16 protein-coding genes are annotated in these 19902 nt (G+C 71.1%); 6 read left to right on the top strand and 10 right to left on the bottom strand.

All coding sequences use genetic code 11. From position 1 onward, the window contains the following. Window positions 1-111: 111 nt before the first annotated feature. On the top strand, window positions 112-576 hold the full coding sequence (locus PIJ49_RS07345) for a DUF2231 domain-containing protein (RefSeq protein ID WP_066652441.1): 465 nt from the start codon (window positions 112-114) through the stop codon (window positions 574-576). A gap of 109 nt (window positions 577-685) precedes the next feature. Then, window positions 686-3091 carry a catalase/peroxidase HPI gene (gene katG / locus PIJ49_RS07340; RefSeq protein ID WP_271826205.1) on the top strand — a complete coding sequence of 802 codons (2406 nt, stop codon included), beginning with the start codon at window positions 686-688 and terminating at the stop codon, window positions 3089-3091. Window positions 3092-3110: 19 nt separating this feature from the next. On the opposite strand, the gene PIJ49_RS07335 is transcribed toward katG, so the two are convergent. From PIJ49_RS07335 to PIJ49_RS07315, 5 genes are all read right to left on the bottom strand, one after another. Then, complete coding sequence (locus tag PIJ49_RS07335) at window positions 3111-4268, bottom strand: PP2C family protein-serine/threonine phosphatase (RefSeq protein ID WP_271826204.1); 1158 nt, start codon at window positions 4266-4268, stop codon at window positions 3111-3113. Window positions 4269-4432: 164 nt separating this feature from the next. After that, the gene (locus PIJ49_RS07330) at window positions 4433-6826 is read right to left on the bottom strand and encodes a beta-xylosidase/alpha-l-arabinosidase (RefSeq protein WP_271826233.1); all 2394 of its coding nucleotides are present in this window, start codon (window positions 6824-6826) and stop codon (window positions 4433-4435) included. A gap of 161 nt (window positions 6827-6987) precedes the next feature. Further along, window positions 6988-7881 (bottom strand): carbohydrate ABC transporter permease, encoded by an 894-nt coding sequence (locus PIJ49_RS07325; RefSeq protein ID WP_066652437.1) that lies wholly within the window; start codon window positions 7879-7881, stop codon window positions 6988-6990. Further along, window positions 7881-8900 carry a carbohydrate ABC transporter permease gene (locus PIJ49_RS07320; RefSeq protein WP_058728968.1) on the bottom strand — a complete coding sequence of 340 codons (1020 nt, stop codon included), beginning with the start codon at window positions 8898-8900 and terminating at the stop codon, window positions 7881-7883. Before PIJ49_RS07320 ends, PIJ49_RS07325 begins: the two co-directional genes overlap by 1 nt. A gap of 2 nt (window positions 8901-8902) precedes the next feature. Next, window positions 8903-10201, bottom strand: a complete 1299-nt coding sequence (locus tag PIJ49_RS07315) for an ABC transporter substrate-binding protein (RefSeq protein ID WP_271826203.1) — start codon at window positions 10199-10201, stop codon at window positions 8903-8905. Window positions 10202-10359: 158 nt separating this feature from the next. Between PIJ49_RS07315 and PIJ49_RS07310 the strand changes: the two genes are divergently transcribed. Next, on the top strand, window positions 10360-11388 hold the full coding sequence (locus tag PIJ49_RS07310; protein WP_066652428.1) for a LacI family DNA-binding transcriptional regulator: 1029 nt from the start codon (window positions 10360-10362) through the stop codon (window positions 11386-11388). 733 nt (window positions 11389-12121) lie between these two features. Here the strand turns inward: PIJ49_RS07310 and PIJ49_RS07305 are convergent. Next, window positions 12122-13108, bottom strand: a complete 987-nt coding sequence (locus tag PIJ49_RS07305; RefSeq protein ID WP_251160546.1) for an AraC family transcriptional regulator — start codon at window positions 13106-13108, stop codon at window positions 12122-12124. Between the two features lie 121 nt (window positions 13109-13229). Here PIJ49_RS07305 and PIJ49_RS07300 point away from each other — a divergent pair, with 121 nt between their 5' ends. Continuing rightward, window positions 13230-13676 (top strand): MarR family winged helix-turn-helix transcriptional regulator, encoded by a 447-nt coding sequence (locus tag PIJ49_RS07300; protein WP_209683845.1) that lies wholly within the window; start codon window positions 13230-13232, stop codon window positions 13674-13676. Window positions 13677-13837: 161 nt separating this feature from the next. Continuing rightward, window positions 13838-13990 carry a hypothetical protein gene (locus PIJ49_RS07295; RefSeq protein ID WP_209683848.1) on the top strand — a complete coding sequence of 51 codons (153 nt, stop codon included), beginning with the start codon at window positions 13838-13840 and terminating at the stop codon, window positions 13988-13990. Window positions 13991-14076: 86 nt separating this feature from the next. On the opposite strand, the gene PIJ49_RS07290 is transcribed toward PIJ49_RS07295, so the two are convergent. The 4 genes from PIJ49_RS07290 to PIJ49_RS07275 all read right to left on the bottom strand — a co-directional run bounded on the left by PIJ49_RS07290 (window position 14077) and on the right by PIJ49_RS07275 (window position 18404). Next, entirely contained in the window at window positions 14077-14925 is an 849-nt protein-coding gene (locus tag PIJ49_RS07290) for a carbohydrate ABC transporter permease (RefSeq protein ID WP_081984659.1), read from the bottom strand. Further along, window positions 14925-15806, bottom strand: a complete 882-nt coding sequence (locus PIJ49_RS07285; RefSeq protein WP_066652417.1) for a carbohydrate ABC transporter permease — start codon at window positions 15804-15806, stop codon at window positions 14925-14927. Before PIJ49_RS07285 ends, PIJ49_RS07290 begins: the two co-directional genes overlap by 1 nt. Window positions 15807-15904: 98 nt before the next feature. After that, window positions 15905-17224 (bottom strand): ABC transporter substrate-binding protein, encoded by a 1320-nt coding sequence (locus tag PIJ49_RS07280; protein WP_209683851.1) that lies wholly within the window; start codon window positions 17222-17224, stop codon window positions 15905-15907. Between the two features lie 160 nt (window positions 17225-17384). After that, entirely contained in the window at window positions 17385-18404 is a 1020-nt protein-coding gene (locus PIJ49_RS07275; protein WP_245171591.1) for a LacI family DNA-binding transcriptional regulator, read from the bottom strand. Window positions 18405-18651: 247 nt separating this feature from the next. On the opposite strand from PIJ49_RS07275, the gene PIJ49_RS07270 reads away from it, so the two are divergent. Beyond that, window positions 18652-19890, top strand: a complete 1239-nt coding sequence (locus PIJ49_RS07270) for a sugar ABC transporter substrate-binding protein (RefSeq protein ID WP_066652409.1) — start codon at window positions 18652-18654, stop codon at window positions 19888-19890. Window positions 19891-19902 lie beyond the last annotated feature (12 nt).

Raw genomic sequence — 19902 nt, 5'->3', positions numbered from 1 at the left:
GAGTGATCGCGGAGTGCGTCGACCGGCCTGCCGGGCGAGCGCGGTACCGGTCGGTCCGCTCGGCTGATCGCAGGTCGTCGGAACCACCGACGCGCGATCCGGAAGGCCACGATGGACTGGCAGTTCGACGGCATCCCCCTGCACCCGCTCCTCGTGCACCTGACCACGGTCTCGGTGCCCGTCGCGGCCCTCACCGCGATCGTGACGGCGGCCTGGCCGGCAGCCCGACGGTGGCTCGCGGTCGGCGCGCCGGCCATCGCCCTGGTGGCGCTGGTCTCGGTGCCGCTCGCGACATCGTCCGGCGAGTGGCTCGAGCACCGCGAGCGTGAGACCGCGCTGCTCGAGCGGCACACCGAGCTCGCCGACGGACTGCTGCCGTGGTCGATCGCGGTGTTCGTGCTGCTGACGCTGTGGTGGGGCTGGCACCGCTTCGCCGCCCCGCGGGTCGCGGACGCCGGGCTCGCACGAGCGGTGGGGATCGTCGGCCCCGTGCTGCTCGTCGCCGCCGGCATCGGCTCGCTCGTCGAGGTCGTCGTGATCGGTCACGCCGGCGCCGTGTCCGTCTGGAAGGGCTGACCGGACCCGCCGGCGGGATGCGCACTGCTCCCGCCGTCCTCACAGCCTCGGGGCGGAGCGTGACGGGCGTCCCCCGCGTTCCGCGGACAGTCATCGAACAGGAGCAGCGTTGAGCAACGACAGCACGACCGGCACGCACGGCACCGACGACAGCGGGCAGCACGACACTGCGACCCCGCAGGGCGCGTCCTTCCACGGCTCCCACGGCCGGGACACCGACGGCACCGACACCTGCAGCTTCCACATGGCCGGGTCCCTGCCCGCCGGCGGTGACCACCTGGGCGGGACGTTCGGTCAGGCACCGTCGTCGCTCGAGGGCTGGTACCCGCAGCGGCTCCGTGTCGAGCTGCTGCACCGCAACGGCGTCTACGCCGACCCGCTCGGTGCGGACTTCGACTACGCGGCGGCCTTCGCGACGATCGACCTCGACGAGCTCAAGCGCGACATCACGCAGCTGCTCACGACCTCGGTCGACTGGTGGCCCGCGGACTACGGCAACTACGGACCGCAGATGATCCGGATGGCCTGGCACGCCGCGGGGACCTACCGGATCGCGGACGGTCGCGGCGGAGCGGGCACCGCGATGCAGCGCTTCGCCCCGATCAGCAGCTGGTGGGACAACGGGAACACCGACAAGTCGCGACGTCTGCTCCAGCCGATCAAGCACAAGTACGGCAACGCGCTCTCGTGGGCCGACCTGATGGTCCTCACGGGGAACTGCTCGCTCGAGCTCATGGGTCTGCCGACGTACGGCTTCGGCGGCGGTCGACTCGACGCGTGGGAGCCGGACGAGGGCACCTGGTGGGGCCCGGAGGTCCGGGACCCGCACCACGTCGAGAGCCAGGACGACATGGTCCAGCGCGACGAGCGGTGGCACGGCGAGAACGGCGACGCGGACTACGACCTGCAGAGCCCGCTCGCTGCCTCGCACCAGGCGCTGATCTACGTGAACCCCGAGGGACCGTACGCGAACGGCGACCCGATGGGCTCGGCGCGGGACATCCGCATCACCTTCAGCCGGATGGCCATGAACGACGAGGAGACGGTCGCCCTGATCGCCGGCGGCCACGCGTTCGGCAAGAGCCACGGCCAGGTCCCCGCAGCCGAGATCGGTCCGCCGCCGGAGATCGCGCCGATCGAGGCGATGGGGCTCGGGTGGCACAACCCGAAGGGTGCCGGCAACGGCAAGGACACGATGACGAACGGCATCGAGGGCAGCTGGACCCAGGACCCGACCCGCTGGGACAACAGCTACCTGGAGAACCTGTTCGGCCACGAGTGGGAGCAGACCAAGAGCCCGGCGGGCGCCCTGCAGTGGACCCCGGCGGACCCCGAGGCCCCGCGCACCCCGGACGCCCACGTGCCCGGCGAGACACACGCGCTCATGATGATGACCTCGGACATCGCGCTCAAGGTCGACCCGGCCTACCGCGAGGTGTGCGAGCGCTTCCTCGCCGACTTCGACCTGTTCACCACGGCCTTCTCGAAGGCCTGGTACAAGCTGACGCACCGCGACATGGGGCCGAAGCACCGCTACCTCGGTCCGGAGACGACGATCTCGGACGACCTGCTGTGGCAGGACCCGCTGCCCGACCCGGTCGGCGAGCCCCTGAGCGACGCGGACGTCGAGACGCTCCGAGCGGCGATCCGGTCGACCGGCACCTCGGTCTCCGACCTGGTCGTCACCGCGTACTCCGCCGCGTCGACCTACCGGGACAGTGACAAGCGCGGCGGTGCCAACGGCGGGCGGATCGCGCTCGCCCCGCAGAAGGACTGGCCGATCAACCGGCGGACGGTCCCGGTCGTCGAGACCCTCCGCAGCGTCAAGGCCGCCTTCGAGCAGGACGGGAAGCACGTCTCGCTCGCCGACCTGGTCGTGCTCGCGGGCTGCGTCGGGGTGGAGGACGCCGCACGCGCCGCGGGTGTCGAGGTCACCGTGCCGTTCACGCCCGGCCGTGTGGACGCGTCCCAGGAGCAGACCGACGTCGAGATGTTCGAGTGGCTCCGGCCGATCGCCGACGGGTTCCGGAACCACGTGTCCGAGCGCTTCGCAGACTTCGCCCCCGGCGTCGCTCCGGAGGCGGTGTTCCTGGACCGTGCGAACCTCATGACGCTCACGGCACCGGAGTGGACGGTGCTGACCGGCGGGCTGCGGGTGCTCGGCGCGAACTGGGACGGCTCGTCGACGGGCGTCCTGACCGACCGCGTCGGCGCGCTGACGACGGACTTCTTCGTCAACCTCACCGACACCGACCTGGTGTGGACGAGGACGGACGAGCACGAGTCGACCTTCACCGGGACCATGCAGGCCACCGGCGAGGAGCGGTGGACGGCCTCGCGGAACGACCTGGTGTTCGGGTCGAACGCGCAGCTCCGTTCGATCGTCGACGTCTACGCCGGCAGCGACGGGCAGGAGCGGTTCGTGCGGGACTTCGTCGCCGCCTGGGACAAGGTGATGATGCTCGACCGCTACGACGTCAAGGGGCACCGCCGGTACGGCCCGATGGCTGCCTGAGCCGGAGGCCGCTGCGCGGTCAGACCCGGCCGAGGACGACGACCGTCACGTCGTCCTCGGCCCGCTCGGCCGCACGCAGCCGCACCGTCTCGAGGAAGGCGTCGACGCTCGACGCGGCGCGCAGGGTCCGCGCGAGGTCCAGCAGGGTGTCGATCGTCCCGTCACCCAGGTCGAGTGCTCCGTCGCTCACCACGACGAGGGCGTCCCCGGGCTCCAGGACCGTGGTCGACGCCCTGCGCAGCGCGCCCTCGGCGTGCAACCCCAGCGGCAGCCCGTGGGACCGGAGCACCCGCGGCGTCCCCGCCGCCGGCACGTGCACCGCCAGCCCGTGGCCCGCGTCCACCACGTCGACCACGCCGCTGGCCGGGTCGAGCCGGGCGTGGAACAGTGTGGCGAAGGCGCTCGCACGTCCGAGGTCCTCGGCGAGGGCGGGTTCGACGGCGGCGACGGCGGCCACGGGCGCGACGGTGCGGTGCTGCCGGAGGGCAGCCCGGATCCCGGCCGCGAGCAGCGCGGCCGGCTGCTCCTTGCCCATGACGTCGGCGAGCGTCAGCACGAGGTCGCCGTCGACGACCGACCAGTCGTGCAGGTCGCCGCTGAGGTCGCCGTAGGGCACCGTGGTGCCGGCGATCCGGTAGCCGTCGGGCGCGACGGCGCTCGGCGCGAGTGCGCCTGCGACCTCGAGCAGGCGGTCGTGGTGCAGCCCCTGGGCGAGCGCGCGCTCGGCCCAGTGTCCGAGGTCGATGAGCGCAGCGGTGTCCTGCGGTGAGAAGGCGCGCGGTCGCGTGTCCATCAGGCAGAGCGTCCCGACGGGCTCCCCACCCGCGATCGTGAGCGGGACGCCCGCGTAGAACCGGATGCCGCGCCGTGTCACGCCCGGCAGGTCGGCGGTCCGGGGGTCGGCCGTGGTGTCCGGCACGACGGTCGGCTCCGTGTGCTGCACCGTCAGCTGGCAGAAGGACCACCCGACCGGTCCGGAGACGATCTCGTCGGGCACGTTCGGGGTGAGGGTGTGCAGCAGGTCGTCGTCGAGCACGTTGACGTACGACAGCGGCACGTCGAAGACCTCGCGCGCGACCCGGACGATGCGCTCGAAGCGCTCCGACGGTGGTGCGTCGACGACGTCGAGTGCCGCCACGAGCGCGCTGCGCACGCGTGCCTGGTCGTCGGTGCTCACGGGTGTCGTCCTCCTCCTGGTCCACCGGGGCCGCGGTGCGTGGTGGCGCACCGTGACGCGGTCCCCGTGGAAGACTCGTTCCACGCTACCGGCCGGACGTCGGAACGCACGCGGACGCCGCCGCAGAGGCCCTGATCCGGACACTCCACGGCGGCGTCGGCAGCTCAGACGGTCGTCCAGGTCACGGTGCGCCGGTCGGCCAGCGTGACCTCGTGCACGGCGCCGGTCAGGCGCACGACCGCACGGTCCGTCGCCGACCGGGGGAACTCGTGCCGGACCGGACCGTCCCCGGACGCGACGATCCCGCCCGTCTCCACCGGGCCTCCCGGCCGCGACGCCGCCGCGTCGGACGCGACCCACACCTCGACGTCCCCCGGCTCGACCACCTTCCGCATCGCGCGGTCGGTGAAGGCGAACCGCTGCACCGGCACGTCGAACCGCACCGTGACGCACTCCCCCGCCGCGACCGCGACCCGGGCGTAGCCGAGCAGCTGCGCGACCGGGCGCGTGATCGACGCGTGCGGGTCGTGCCCGTAGAGCTGGACGACCTCGACGCCGTCCCGGTCGCCGGTGTTCCGCACGGTGACCGACGCGGTGAGCGCTCCGTCCGTGGACGCGGTCCCGTCCACCGTCAGGTCCTCGTACGCGAAGGACGTCCAGGTCAGGCCGTAGCCGAACGGTCGGACCGGCGTGGAGTCCGTCGCGGTGACGTCGGACGGTCCGCCGAGACGAGGGTGCAGGTACGAGTACGGCTGCGCGCCGGCGGACCGCGGCAGCGAGACGGGCAGGCGGCCGGACGGTGCCGCGGCACCGGTGAGCAGGTCGGCGATCGCGGTGCCGCCCTCCTCGCCGGGGAAGAACGCCTGGACGACCGCCGCGGGCTTCGGCTGGTCGCCGTCGAGTGCCCAGCCGATCGCGTACGGACGACCGGTCAGCAGCACGACGACGGTCGGCGTGCCGGTGGCGACGACGGCCTCGACGAGCTCGCGCTGCACGCCCGGCAGGTCGAGCGACTCGGAGTCGTTGCCCTCGCCGACCGTGCCACGACCGAACAGGCCGGCCTGGTCGCCGACGACGACGACCGCCACCGAGGACTCCCGCGCGACCGCCACCGCCTCGGCGAACCCGGCGCGGTCCTCACCCTCGACCTCGGCACCGCGGGCGTACCGGACCGTGTCGGACCCGAGCGCGTCCTGCATCGCCTCGAGCACGGTCGGGATCGCGAAACCGGCCTCCAGCCCGGTGTGCGTGGCCAGCACGTGGTTGGCGAAGGAGTAGCAGCCCTGCAGGGCCTCGGCGCGGTGGGCGTTCGGGCCGATCACCGCGACCGGGCCCTGCAGGTCGGCGCCCGGGGTCGGGGAGACGGGGGCTGCGGCGCCACCGTCGAGCGGCAGCACGCCGTCGTTCGAGAGCAGCACGAGCGACTCCGCCGCGAGCCGCCGCGCGAGCGCCCGGTGCTCCGGCGAGTCGAGGTCGACACCGGTGGGCGGTTCGTCCTCGAAGACGTCCGGGTCGAGCAGGCCGAGCCGCTCCTTCTGCCGGAGCACGCGCAGCACGGCGCGGTCGACGAGGGCCTCGTCGACGAGTCCGCTGCGCACCCGCTCGACCAGCGGCGCCAGGTAGGCGTCACCGGTCGGCAGCTCGACGTCGATGCCGGCGGCGAGCGCCGTCGCAGCGGCCTCGCCGCGGTCACGGGCGACGCCGTGCATGACCTCGAGGAACGCGACGGAGAAGTAGTCGGCCACGACCGTGCCGTCGAACCCGAGCCGGTCGCGCAGCAGGTCGGTGAGCAGCGCGGGGTCGGCGGCGACGGGGACGCCGTCGACCTCGGCGTACGAGTTCATGACGCTCCGCGCGCCGCCGTCGACGAGGGCCATCTCGAACGGCGGCAGGAACACGTCGGCGACCTCGCGCGGTCCGGCGTGGACCGGGGCGTGGTTGCGGCCGGCGCGCGAGGCCGAGTAGCCGAGGAAGTGCTTGAGCGTGGCGTCGACGCCGGCGCTCTGCACACCGCGGACGTACGCGGTACCGACGGTGCCGACGAGGTACGGGTCCTCGCCGATGCACTCGTCGACCCGTCCCCAGCGGGGGTCGCGGACGACGTCGAGCACGGGCGCGAGGCCCTGGTGGACGCCGAGCTCGCGCATCGAGCGGCCGATCACGGCGCCGACGTGCTCGACGAGCTCCGGGTCGAACGACGCACCCCACGCCAGCGGTGTCGGGAACGTCGCGGCCTTCCACGCCGCGAGCCCGGTCAGGCACTCCTCGTGCACGAGCGCCGGGATGCCGAGGCGGGTCTCGCGCTTCAGCCGACGCTGCTCCGCCCACAGCCAGGCGGCGCGCTCGTCGGGCTCGACGGGACGGGTGCCGTACACGCGGGTGTACTGGCCGAGGCCGTGCCGGGTGACGTCGGTGAGCGTCGTGCCCTGCTGGGCCGCGGCCATCTCGCCCTGCATCGGGGCGACGACGCCGTTCTGGTCGAGCCAGTAGCCGACCAGCTGCGCGGTCTTCTCCTCGAGGGTCATCGCGGCCAGCAGCGTGGTGACGCGGTCGGACACGGTCGCGTCCGTGACGTGCCCCGGGTCGGACGGGAGGCCCGTGGCGGCGTCGCCACGTCCCTCCCGTCCGTCACGGGTGGCGGCGGGCCGCGGTGCGGACGTGCCGCGTGCCGCCTGGCCGTCGGTGGTGCCGTCGGTGGTGACCGTGTGGTCGAGCGTGGTCACCCCTTCACCGCCCCGGTCAGACCGCCGACGATGCGCTTCTGGAAGATCGTGAAGAACACCAGCGCGGGGATCATCGACATCGACGTGAAGGCGAGCACCTTCGCCGTGTCGACGGAGTACTGCGACGAGAACGCCTGGACGCCGAGCGGCAGCGTGTAGGCGGCCTCGTTGTTGAGGATGAACAGCGGCAGGATGTAGCTGTTCCAGCTGCCGATGAACGCCAGGATGCCGACGGTCACCACACCGGGCAGGGACAGCGGGACGATCATCCGGAAGAAGAAGCCGAGGCGGCTGGCCCCGTCGATCGAGGCGGCCTCCTCGAGCTCGTCCGGGATCGCCCGCAGGAACGGCACCAGGATGATGACGGTCGTCGGCAGGGCGAAGGCGATCTGCGGCAGGATCACGCCCGCCAGGCTGTTCGTGAGACCGAGGTCCTTGACGAGCAGGTAGAGCGGTGTGATCGCGACCGTGATCGGGAACATCAGGCCCGCGGCGAACAGCGCGTACACCGCACCGCGACCCCGGAAGGAGTAGCGGGCGAGCACGAAGCTGACCATGAGCCCGAGCACGACGACGCCGAGCGTCGTGGTGACCGCGCTGATCGTCGAGTTGCCGAGCTGCTGCCAGAAGATCCCGCTCGACAGGACCGATCCGTAGTTGCCGAACTGGAACGGTGCCGGCAGACCGGCCGGGCTCGTCGTGATCTGCGAGTTCGTCCGGAACCCGCCCAGCACGATGTAGAGCACCGGGGCGAGGTTCGCGGCGACGAACAGGATCGCGACGACGTAGGTCAGTGGGCTCGCCTGGCCGAGTGCTGCGCCGGACTTCCGTGCCCGGGCACCGCGGCGGCCGGGGGCGACGAGGTTGGTGGTGGCGCTGGTGACGGCCATCAGTGCTTCCTCTCGGTGATGGCGCCGGCGGTGTCCCGACGGAGCACGAAGTGCTGGTAGACCAGGGCGACGGCGAGCGAGATCAGGAACATGACCACCGCGACGGCACTGCCGAAGCCGTAGTTGCCCGAGGTCCGGCCGTTCGCGACCATGTACGTCGCCATGGTCGAGGTCCCTGCGGTCGACGAGATGTACTGGCCCCAGATGATGTAGACGAGGTCGAACAGCTGGAGCGAGCCGATGATCGACAGGAACGCCCAGATGCGGATGGTGGGGCCGAGCAGCGGCAGGGTGATGCGGCGCTGGATCTGCCAGTAGCTCGCACCGTCGATCGCCGCGGCCTCGAAGAGCTCCTCGGGGATGCTCTGCAGACCGGCCAGGAACAGGATCACCGCGAAGCCGATGTACTTCCACGAGATGATCGCGAGGAGGCTCCAGATGGCGATGTCCGGGTTGGACAGCCAGTCCTGACGGAGTCCGCCGAGTCCGATGCCCTGCATCAGGTCGTTCACGGCGCCGTTGGACTGCAGCATGAGGCTCCAGCCGGTGCCGACGATGACCTCGGAGATCACGTAGGGCACGAAGACGAGCACGCGGACGAGCCCGCGGCCGCGCATCTTCTGGTTGAGCAGCAGGGCGAGGACGATGGCGATCGGGCCCTGGAGCACGAGCGACATCACGACGATGAAGCCGTTGTGCAGCAGGACCGACTGGAACGCCTTGTCCTGGAAGATGATCAGGTAGTTCTGCAGCCCGACGAAGTTCGTCGGCGGGCCGTAGCCCTGCCACTTGTAGAAGCCGTAGTACGCGGCGAGCGCCACCGGCAGGATGACGAACGTCACGAAGACGATGACCGCGGGTCCGGCGAGGACCGCGATCTCGACGCGCTTGCGCCAGTCGGCGACGCGCTGGGCGGTCCGCCGGGCGGGGAGCGGCGAACCGCTCCCCGCCGGGGACGTCCCGGGAGCCGTGCCCGACGCCTTCGCCGGGGTCGTGCCGAGGGAGGTGTCGAGCGCCATGATCAGCCCTTGGCCGCGGCCTGGTTGGTGGTCTCGACGATGTCCTTCGCGCTGCCCTTGCCGGCGAGCAGGTCGACGACGCTGGTGTTCAGCGCGTTGCCGACGTTCTGGCCGTACAGGGTGTCGAGGTACTGCGAGACGAACGGGGCCTCCTGGTAGGCGGCGAGGGCCGTCTTCAGGTAGGGCTCGGACACGACGGACTGCGCGTCCTTGTTGACGGGGATCGCGTTGAAGGCCTTGTAGTACGCCTCCTGGTTGTCCTTCTGCACGATGAAGTTGAGGAAGTCCGTGCAGGCCTTCTTCGGGGCCTGTGCCGAGCAGGAGTTGCCGTCGACACCACCCATCATCGACTTCGGGTCACCCTTGCCGCCGTCCACCGCGGGGAACGGGAACCACCCGAGGTCGCCGAGCGGCTTCGCGTCGGGGGTCAGCGAGGCGATCACGCCCGGGTCCCAGGCGCCCATGAGTTCCATCGCGGCCTTGTGGTTCGCCAGGAGTCCGGCCGAGCTGCCGGCGCCCTGCTGCGCGGCGGTGGTGAGGAAGCCCTGGTTGAAGGGCTTCGTCGCGGTGAAGTCCTCGAGCTGCTGGCCGGCCTTGGTCCAGCACGCGTCGTCGAACTCGAGCGTCTTCGCCGCGTCGTTCAGCGTCTTCTCGCTGCACTCGCGGAGCGCGAAGTTGTAGTACCAGTGCGCGGCGGGCCAGGCGTCCTTCGCGCCGACGGCCACCGGGTCGATGTCCTTGGCCTTGAGCTTGGCGATGTCCTCGTTCAGCTCGTCCATCGTGGTCGGGGTGCCGTCGATGCCGGCCTGCTCGAACAGGTCCTTCGAGTACCAGATGCCCTCGGGGAGCACGGCGCCCGGCATGGCGTAGGTCTTCCCGTCCTTCTCGTACCCGGCGAAGGTGCCCTTGCTGATCGACTGCTTCGCGTCGTCGCTGATCGAGTCGGAGATGTCCATGAGCTGACCGGCTGCGATCATCGCGTCCATCTTGCCGCCGCCGCGCTGCAGGAAGACGTCCGGGCCGTCACCGGAGTTGAGCGCGGTCTGGAGCTTGCCGTCCAGGTCCTCGTTCTGGATCGCCTGGGTCTTGATGGTGACGTTCGGGTACTTCTCCTCGAACGCCTTGACGGTGCTGTCCCAGTAGGCCTTGCCCGGACCGGTGGTCGAGTTGTGCCAGAAGGTCATCGTGACCTTGCCGCCGTCCTCCGACGGGTCGCTGCCGCCGGCGGAACAACCCGCCAGCGTGAGAGCGGTGGCCCCGACCAGCGCGATGGCTGCCGCGGCACGGATCTTCCTCGTCATCGTGGAACTCCTCGGTGTCGTCGTTGACGTTCGCGGCAGTCGATGCCGCTGCGGAGAGCGTGCCAGCTGCTCCACGGGCTTGTCAATCGTTATCGATAACGTTTTCTAACCGTGATGTGTCCACTGGCGGAACGCTGTGGCGGCGGTACGGTGAGCACATGCAGACCGCCGTCGATCACACGCCCGGACCGGGGCGGGTCACGATCGCGGACGTCGCGCGTGCCGCCGGCGTCTCGATCCCGACCGTGTCGAAGGTGGTCAACAACCGCGACGGCGTGGCGCCCGCGACCATGCTCCGCGTCCAGGAGGTGGTCGAGCGCCTGGGCTACGAGACGTCCCTCGTCGCGCGCAGCCTGCGGAGCTCCCGCACCAACGTCATCGGCATCCTGGTCCCCGAGTTCGAACCGTTCTCGACCGAGCTCCTGCGCGGCGTCTCGGCGGCGACCACGGGGACCGGCTACGAGCTGCTCGCCTACGCCGGACTCGAGGCCGGCACGGGGCAGCCCGGGTGGGAACGCCGCTCGCTCTCACGCCTGTCCGGAACGCTCATCGACGGCGCCATCGTCGTGACCCCCTCCGCCGCCCTGTCGGGAGCGTCCATCCCCGTCGTCGCGATCGACCCGCACACCGGGCCGGAGGGCCACGCGACCGTCGACACCGACAACGTCGCCGGGGCCCGGGACGCCGTGGACCACCTGCTCGAGCTCGGGCACACCCGCATCGCCCACGTGCAGGGGCGCAGTGACCTGGCGTCGTCGCAGCTCCGCGAGACCGGCTACCGGGACGCCCTCGCCGCCGCCGGCATCGCGGTCGACGAGCGACTCGTGCGCGCCGGTGACTACCAGGAGGAGCGCTCGGCAGCCGTTGCTCACGAGCTCCTCACGCTGCCCGACCGGCCGACGGCGGTGTTCGCCGCGAACGACTCGTCGGCCATCGGCGTGCTGCACGCCGCAGCGTCGCTCGGGCTGCGCGTGCCCGAGGATCTGTCGGTCGTCGGGTTCGACGACGTCCCGCAGGCGTCGACCACGACGCCGCCGCTCACCACCGTGGCTCAGCCGCTCGCCGAACTCGGCGCGAGCGCGGTCGCGATGCTCCTCGCCATGCTCCGCGGCGAGCCCACGAGCGACCACGTGCGCCTGCGCTCGACGCTGCGCGTCCGGAGCAGCACGGCGCCGGCGCACGCCTGAGGCGCGCGGCCGCTGCGCGGCGCTTCCCGTCAGTACGGCGAGCGGGCAATATCCGTCACACTCGGCGCTGCTGGCAGCCGATCGCACCCGCCCGACGCACGTCCGCGGCGTGTCGTACCCGCTCAGCCGTCACGACGGGTCGACGGACGGGAGGCGCGCGGCGACCTGGCACCGCGCCTCCCGTCCGCACGACGAGCGGGCCACATCCGTCACCCTCGGCGCTGCTGGCAACCGATCGCGCCCGCTCGACGTACGACCGCGGCATGTCGTACCCGCTCAGCCGTCCCGACGGGTCGACGGACGGGAGGCGCGCGACGACTTGGCACCGCGCCTCCCGTCCGGCGGTGCTCGCCTGCTGCGCGGTGGCGCGAGTCGTCCGCGAGAGCGACAGTGCGCCGCGGTCGGGAGACGGAATCATGTCGTTGCCGCGGCGCGGGCCGCGCCGCTCGCGCCCGCGGCGCCCGCGGCGCCAGCGGCACAACCGACGGCACGTCGCGCCACGGCGTTCCGTGGCGCGACGTGCTCCTGGTCATGCGTGAGCACGTCGCACCCGCCGACAGCGGCGCAGGCCGCGCCGCTCGCGCCCCTCGCGCCCGCGGCACCAGCGGCACACCCGACGGCACGTCGCGCCACGGCGTTCCGTGGCGCGACGTGCTCCTGGTCGTGCGCGAGCACGTCGCGCCCGCCGCTGCGCGCTGCGCCGACCGGTGCGGCGCCACCCGCGGCTCAGCGCTCAGCGCCGCAGCGTCTGCTTCGGGTACTCACCGAAGCGCTCGGCGTAGGACGCCGAGAACCGCCCGAGGTGCGCGAAGCCCCACCGGCGCGCGATGTCCCCGACGGCACCGGCCTGCGGCCCTGCCTCGAGGAGCTCCTCGTGCACGCGGTCGAGCCGCACGTGGCGCAGGTAGGTCAGTGGGGAGACGTCGAAGACCCGCCGGAAGGACTCCTGGACGGACCGCACGCTCAACCCCGCGGCCTCGGACAGGTCGACGATCGACACCGGTTCGGCGGCGTGCGCGTGGATGTACTCCACGGCGGCCCGGAGCCGGGCGTTCCGCGGCTGCTCCAGCACGTCGGGCAGGTCGTCGCTCTGCGGCGGGAACATGTCGAGGAAGACCTCGGCAGCGGTGACCTTGGCGTCCTGCCACGCGTCCGAGTCCGGTCCGCCGACGCGCAGCGCCCGGGACAACGCCGTCAGGGCACCCTGCCAGCGGTGCTCGATCGACTCGTCGGCACCGCGTCGTGGGTCGAACCGCATCGGCCGGTCCGCGATGTCCGACCGCGCCGCGGCGACACGTCGGACGAACTCGCGGTCGAAGTGCACCAGCCGCTGGTCGTAGTCCGCGGTGACGAAGCCGAACTCCTCGTCGGCGGGGAACATCACGGGGGTGTCGTGCAGCATGGGCCAGCGCTCACCGCGCATCTCGAGCTCACCCGTGCCGGTGCTGATCCACGTGACGACGTAGTCGACCGAGCCGACGGGCATCCAGCCCCGGATCTCGCCGTGCATCTGGGAGCGCCGGATGGTGACCTCGCTGTCCCCGATCGCGGTGTAGCGGTAGTCGAACCGTCCGTGGGACGGCACGGCGCTCCACCGCTCCCCCGCGTAGATGCCGCCGAGGTCGCGGACGGCGGTGTCCGGGCGCGTCCCGGACACCTCGAACCGCACCGGTGCGATGGTCTCCTCGGCGCCGAACGCCTCGATCAACGGGTCAGCCACGGCAGGTCCGTCGGCGTGGCTCTGTCCAGATGGCGCATGCTTCCTCGTTATCCGGATACGGTTCTGGGGTGGGTGCCGCGTAGTGTCGCGCACGACCGATGCGCACGGAGGGGGCGACCACGTGAGTGAGATCGACCTGACGGCGGCGATCACCCGGCTCGAAGCCGCGATGGGTGCCCTCCGCGGCCGACTGCGGGAACGCCTCTCCGTCTCCGGCTCGGACCTCACGGTCCTGCAGTTCGTCGCCCGCGCCGCTGCGGCCGACCGGACGGTCCGGGTGAAGGACCTCGTGTCGCACCTCGGCCTGACGGGCCCGGCGGTCACGGGGACGGTCGACCGGCTCGAACGCGCCGGGCACCTGTGCCGCGTGCCGAACCCGGAGGACGGCCGCAGCCGGTTCATCGAGCTCACGCCGGAGACGCAGCGCGCCTACGCCGCGGCGATGGACAGCACGAACGAGCACCTGCACGAGCTCCTGTCCTCCTTCTCCGAGCGCGAGACCACGCGGTACGTCCGCGTGATCGATCGTGTGATCGAGGCGCTCGAGTACGGCGCTCCGACCCCCTGACGGCAGGCTACGGGCGGCCGAGGACCCTGCTCGAACGTTTGTCCAACAAGCGCAGTTAGGTAACTTCCCGACCTATCTTGCCGGACGCGGAGCCGCTCTGCCCGTACCGTCACCACTGGGTACCCCCACACGGGGGTGGATCAGGGAAACGGGGAGGAACCATGGGTTCGTACCAGTCCGAGCCGGGCATCGACCCGGTGCGCATCGAGACGTTCCGCCGGATGCGCAAGCGGTGGAAGTACGGCGAGCTGCAGGACGTGAACGGCCTGTACGCCGACTTCTTCACCGACACCGCGCGCGACGCACGTCGCTGACGGCACGGCACCGTCCGGGCCGCGACGAGCGCGCACCGTCCGTCACGGGGCCGGCGACCGGTCCGCGGTCACCGAGGCTGCGGACGTCACCCCTTGACCGCTCCGCTGGTGAGCCCGGAGACGATCGAGCGGCGGAACACCAGCACGAGGATGACGATCGGGATCGTCGCGGCGACGCTCGCCGCGAAGATCTGCGCGAACGGCACGGTGAACTGGGTCCCGAACAGGGCGATGCCGACCGGGATGGTCCGGAACGAGTTCTCGCTGTTGAACGTGAGCGCCATGAGGAACTCGCTCCACGACGCCGTGAAGGTGAACACCCCGACGGTGAAGAGCCCGGGCTTCGCCATGGGCAGGATCACCGACAGCACGGTGCGCCAGGCGCCGGCGCCGTCGATCTCGGAGGCCTCCTCGATGGTCGAGGGGATCCCCTGCAGGTAGTTGCGCATGATCCAGATGGCGAAGGGCAGGTTGAACGCGACGTACGGCACGACCAGGCCCGGGTACGAGTTGAGCAGCCCGAGGTTCCGCTCGAGCAGATACAGCGGCGTCAGGACCGCGATCGCCGGGAAGACGGACAGCATGAGCAGCGAGGTCATGATCGCCGTGCGGCCCTTGATCCACCGCCCGGCGAGGGCGTAGCCGGCGAGGAACGACAGCGCGAGCACGATGACCGTCGTCGCCACCGACACCACGATGCTGTTCACCATGTACTGCCCGAGGGCGTTGTCGCGGAAGGCCACGACGAAGTTGTCGAACGTCAGCGACTGCGGCACGACGGTCGGCGGCGACTGGGCGATCTCCGACGACGGCTTGAGCGAGGTCGAGACGAGCCAGTAGAGCGGCAGCGCGGTGAGCACGGCGATGACGACACCGCTGACGTTGACGGTGTTGACCCACTTCCGCCAGCCCTTGCGGACACGTTGACGGGGCATCAGGCATCCCCTCCCTTCGCCTGGTTCCGGAACGCCCGCAGGAAGAGCAGGCACCCGACGGCCACGATGACCGCGGTGCTGGTCGCGATCGCTGCGCCCGGTCCGATGTTGATGTCCTGGAAGAGCACCTTGTAGCCCATGATCGCGAGCGACTGGGTCGTGGTGCCCGGTCCGCCGTTCGTCAGCACGAACGGCAGGTCGAAGACGCCGAACGCCTGCAGCACGCGGAACAGGACCGCGATCGTCAGGGTCGGAGCCAGCTGCGGGACGACGACGCGCCAGAACGTCTGCCACCCGTTCGCCCCGTCGAGCTCGGCGGCCTCGTAGAGGTCCTCCGAGATCTGGACGAGGCCCGCGAGCAGGATGATCGCCACGAACGGCGTGGTCTTCCAGATGTCCGCGACCATCAGACCCGTGATCGCGGGGACCGGTTCACCGAGGATCACCGGGGCGTCGCCGAACAGCCCGAAGAACCACGTCGCGACGCCGTACGTCGAGTCGTAGATGTACTTCCACAGCTGTGCGTTCACGATCGTCACGAGCGACCACGGCACGAGGAGCAGCGCGAGCATCCAGCCGCGGGTGACCCCGAGCCGTTCGAGCACCAGGGCGACGAGCATGCCGAGGACGAGCTCCACGGACACCGTGACGACCGTGTACAGCACCGTGAAGCCGAGCGCCCGGTACCAGTCGGCGCTCTGCAGCAGGGCCGCGTAGTTGCCGAGGCCGAAGCCCTGGATCGTGAAGCCGTCGTAGCCGATCTCGACGTCCGCGAAGCTCAGGACGATCGAGTACACCACCGGGAAGATCGTGACCGCGGCGACGACCAGGAGCGCCGGGGCGGCGAAGCCCCACGCACCCCGGGCACGGACGCGCTCCATCCGCGACCGAGCGCTCGTCGGGCGGTACCCGTCGGGCCTCCTCCCCGGAGTCCGTCCCCCCGCTGCGCCGGCCGGCGTCCGCGTCGCGGTACCGGCGCTCACAGCGCGTCCCCGGTCAGGGCGAGCGAGATCGCGGAGGCCATCGCGCGGGTGCCGCCGTCGACGGAGGCCTGCCCGCCGAGGATGCTGTTGCCGTTCTGGTACACGCCCTGCGAGACCTTCGGGTAGTACGCCGTCGAGGTCGGACGGGGAACAAGCGTGATGCCCGCGGCGGTGTCGTACGTCGGGCGGTTCTGCCGCTTCGCGTCGTCGCTGACCAGGCTCGCGCTGCGGGCCGGCAGGACACCGCCCTCGCGGGTGAGGAACTGCTGCGCCGTCTCGCTCGACATCCAGGCCGCGAAGGTCAGCGCCGCCGCGGGCTGCTGGGTGTGCGGGTTGATGTAGTTCCCCCACCCGCCGATCGTCGAGTGGTGCTCGTCCGTGCCGTCGAAGGTCGGGCGAGCGGCGAGACCGACCTTGCCCGCGACCGCGGAGTCCGGCCCGTTCGCGATGCCCCACGCGTACGACCAGTTGCGCAGGAACGCGGCGCGACCGCCCGCGAAGGCGTCGTTCGTGTCCTGCTCCTGGTACGTCAGGGTCGCGCGCGGTGCGGCGCCGTCGGTGATGAGCGACCGCATGAACTCGAAGGCGCGCTTCGTCTCCGAGCTCGTGGTCGCGGGCTTCGTCAGGTCGTCGTTGAGCAGCGAGCCGCCCGCGTCGGCGACGAACTCGGTGACGTTGCAGGTGAGGCCCTCGTACACGTCCCCCTGGAACGCCAGCCCGTAGTCGACGTCGCCCGCGTCGACGAGCTTCGCGGCGGTCTCCTTGACCTCCTCCCACGAGCGCGGGACCTGGAACCCGTGCTTGTCGAGCAGGTCCTGCCGGTACAGGAAGAACGACTCGTCGATGTAGAGCGGGAACATGTAGTAGGTCCCGTCGACGCTGGCGGCCAGCCGGAGTCCCTCGGGGAACTGCTCGAAGAAGTCCTCGCCGACGAGCTGGTTCACCGGGGTCGCGAGCTTGTTCTTCGCGAACTGCCCGGGCCACGCGACGTCGCCCAGGTACACGTCCGGTGTCGGGCTCCCCGCGGCGATCTGCGTCGTCAGGCTGGTGCGGTTCGTGTCGGTGTCGCTCGGGGCGCTGACGATCCGCACGCGGATGTTCGGGTGCTCCTTCTGGAACTCCGCGATCAACCGGCGACGGAGGTCACCGCCGTCCTTCGAGGCCACCTGCCCCGCCCACCAGCTGATCGTGACGTCGCCCTCGGGCGGGTCGGTGGGCCACTGCTCGACGGTGGTGCGCTCCGGCCGGGTGGAGCAGCCGGCGAGCAGCAGCACCCCCGTGCCCCCGAGCAGGAAGAGCCTGCGGTCGATTGCCATCCGTCCTCCTCGACGAAGGGTGCGCGAGCACCCGGCGATCACGTGGCACCACAGAACCAAGCGCGCCTGAGCGACCGCACAGGGAGCCTGAGTAGGCGACGGACGGGAGGCGCGGTGCGGGCCCGCCACGTGCCTCCCGTCCGAGGCGTGGCCGCGCGGGTCAGCGGGTGGGTGCGGGGGCCGTCGACTCGGCGGGGCGGAGCACGCAGGGCAGCAGGAAGTGCGGGAGCTCGACGGACGTGCCGTCGAGGCGGTCGATCAGCGCGTCGGCCGCGCGCACGCCGAGCTCGCGACCGGGCGCGATCATCGTCGACAGGCGGGGGTGGTGCTGGTCCCCCGCTGCGGCCGACGACGCGATGCTGAGCACCGAGACGTCATCAGGCACCCGTCGACCCGCGGCGTAGAGACCGACCAGCAGACCGGCGGACGAGTCGTCCTTCATCACGAGCACCGCGGTGACGTCCGGGTCCGCCTCGAGCAGGCGTCGGGCGGCGTCGCGACCGCCCTCGCTCCCGGGGCCGGCGTACACGATCGTTCCCGCACCGCCGCGCTCGGCGACCGAGCGGCGGAAGGTGTCCTCGACCCGCAGGTGCGGTGCGTACCCGGCCATCGGTGTGCCCTCGAGGCTCTCGAGCACGAGCCCGAAGCGCCGGTGGCCGAGACCCTGCAGGTGGTCGAGTCCGTCCTCGATGGTGGTCTCGAAGTCGATGTCCACGTACGGCAGCTCGTCCGCGTCGCGCGTCCGGCCGATCAGGGTGAAGGGCACCCCGAGCTCGGACAGCTTGACCACGCGCGGGTCGTCCATCCGCACCTCCATGAGGACGACGCCGTCGACGAGACCGCCGGAGACGAGGTCGTCGAGGTCGTCGCCGGCCGGGTCGACGGGCCAGAGCACCAGGTGGTACCCGCGCTCGGAGGCCCGCTCCGCGGCGTTCATGAAGAACTCGGACGTGGTCGGGCTGAAGCGGTTGCCCGTGGTCGGGAAGAGCAGGGCGATGATCCGCGTCCGCCGGCTGGCGAGCGCGCGCGCCACGACGTTGCCGCGGAACTTCAGCTCGCGCATCGCCGCGGTGACCTTCGCCGTCGTCGCCGGCGTGACGTACTTCGTGCCGTTCACCACGAACGACACCGTCGCGATGGAGACGCCGGCGCGGTCGGCGACCTGCTGCATCGTGGCCATCGGCCCCTCCTGATCGATCGGCACCGTCGGGTTCCGTGCACGTCCGGCGGCAGGCCGGCGACGGTGCCGTCCTGCTCCGCGTGCACTGCGGTGGTCACGAGCATAGACCCGCACCGGAACCAGAAAAGCGCTTTACAGGTGAAGCGCTTCTCTGTTAGCTTCTCGCCCCAGGACCACCGCGACGACGACGTCAGTGGAGTCGACGCACCGTGTCCTTCCCCGCATCCGCGAAGAGAAGAGCAGTGCAATGAAGCCTGGTTTCCGCTCCACGTCCCGCCGGGGCCGCGCCCTCGTCGGCGCCGCCGCGATCGTCGCGACGGTCCCCCTCGTCCTGGCCGGGTGCTCCGGCTCCGGCAACGCATCGTCGTCCGGCGGCGGCGGCAAGACCCTCACGATCGAGGACTACTACGACGCCAACTACGACCCCGTGTACCAGCAGTGCGCGAAGGACGTCGGCGTCGAGGTGAAGATCAACCACGTCGCCGGCGCCGGCCTCATCTCGAAGGTCCTGCAGCAGGCGTCGTCGCGCACCCTGCCCGACGTGCTCATGCTCGACAACCCCGACGTGCAGCAGATCGCCTCGTCCGGGGCGCTGTCCGACCTCGCCGACTACGGCCTCGACGCGGACGACGACGTCCCCGGCGTGAAGGGCGCGAACACGTTCGAGGGCAAGCTCTACGGGCTGCAGCCGAACACGAACTCCATCGCGCTGTACTACAACAAGAAGCTGCTCGACGAGGCAGGCGTCCAGCCGCCCAAGACGTGGGACGAGCTCAAGGAAGCCGCGAAGAAGCTCACGAACGGGTCGACGTACGGCTTCGCGATGAGCAACATCAACACCTACGAGGGCACCTGGCAGTTCCTGCCGTTCTTCTGGTCGAACGGCGGCGACGAGAAGGACATCGCGACGCCCGAGGCCGCCCAGGCGCTGCAGCTCGTGCAGGACCTGCAGGACGACGGCTCGATGTCGAAGAGCTCGATCAACTGGGCGCAGGCCGACGTCAACAACCAGTTCATCGCCGGCAAGGCCGCGATGATGATCAACGGTCCGTGGCAGCTACCGGCGCTCAAGAAGGCGAAGGACCTGGAGTTCGACAGCGTCCCGATCCCGACGCGCACCGGGTCCGAGACCGTCGCCCCGCTCGGCGGCGAGGCCTTCACCGTCCCGCAGACCGGGAACAAGGACACGATGCAGCTCGCCGGCAAGTTCGTCGGGTGCCTGAACAGCGACAAGATGCAGGCCGTCCTGGCCGGGGTCAGCGGCAACGTGCCCACCAACATCGAGGTCGGCAAGAAGTGGGCCGAGGACCACGCCGACGTGGCCTCGTTCGTCACCACCGTGCAGACCGCCCGGGCCCGGACGGCCGAGCTCGGACCGGACTGGCCCAAGGCCGCCACGAGGATCTACACCGCCGTGCAGCTCGCACTGACCGGCAAGGCCGACCCCGAGCAGGCGCTCGAGCAGGCGCAGTCGCAGAACCAGTAGCGGAGCCGGGGA

Source organism: Curtobacterium uvaldense, from assembly GCF_028307415.1.
Taxonomy (GTDB): Bacteria; Actinomycetota; Actinomycetes; order Actinomycetales; family Microbacteriaceae; genus Curtobacterium.
This window is presented reverse-complemented; position numbering and strand designations above follow the sequence as displayed.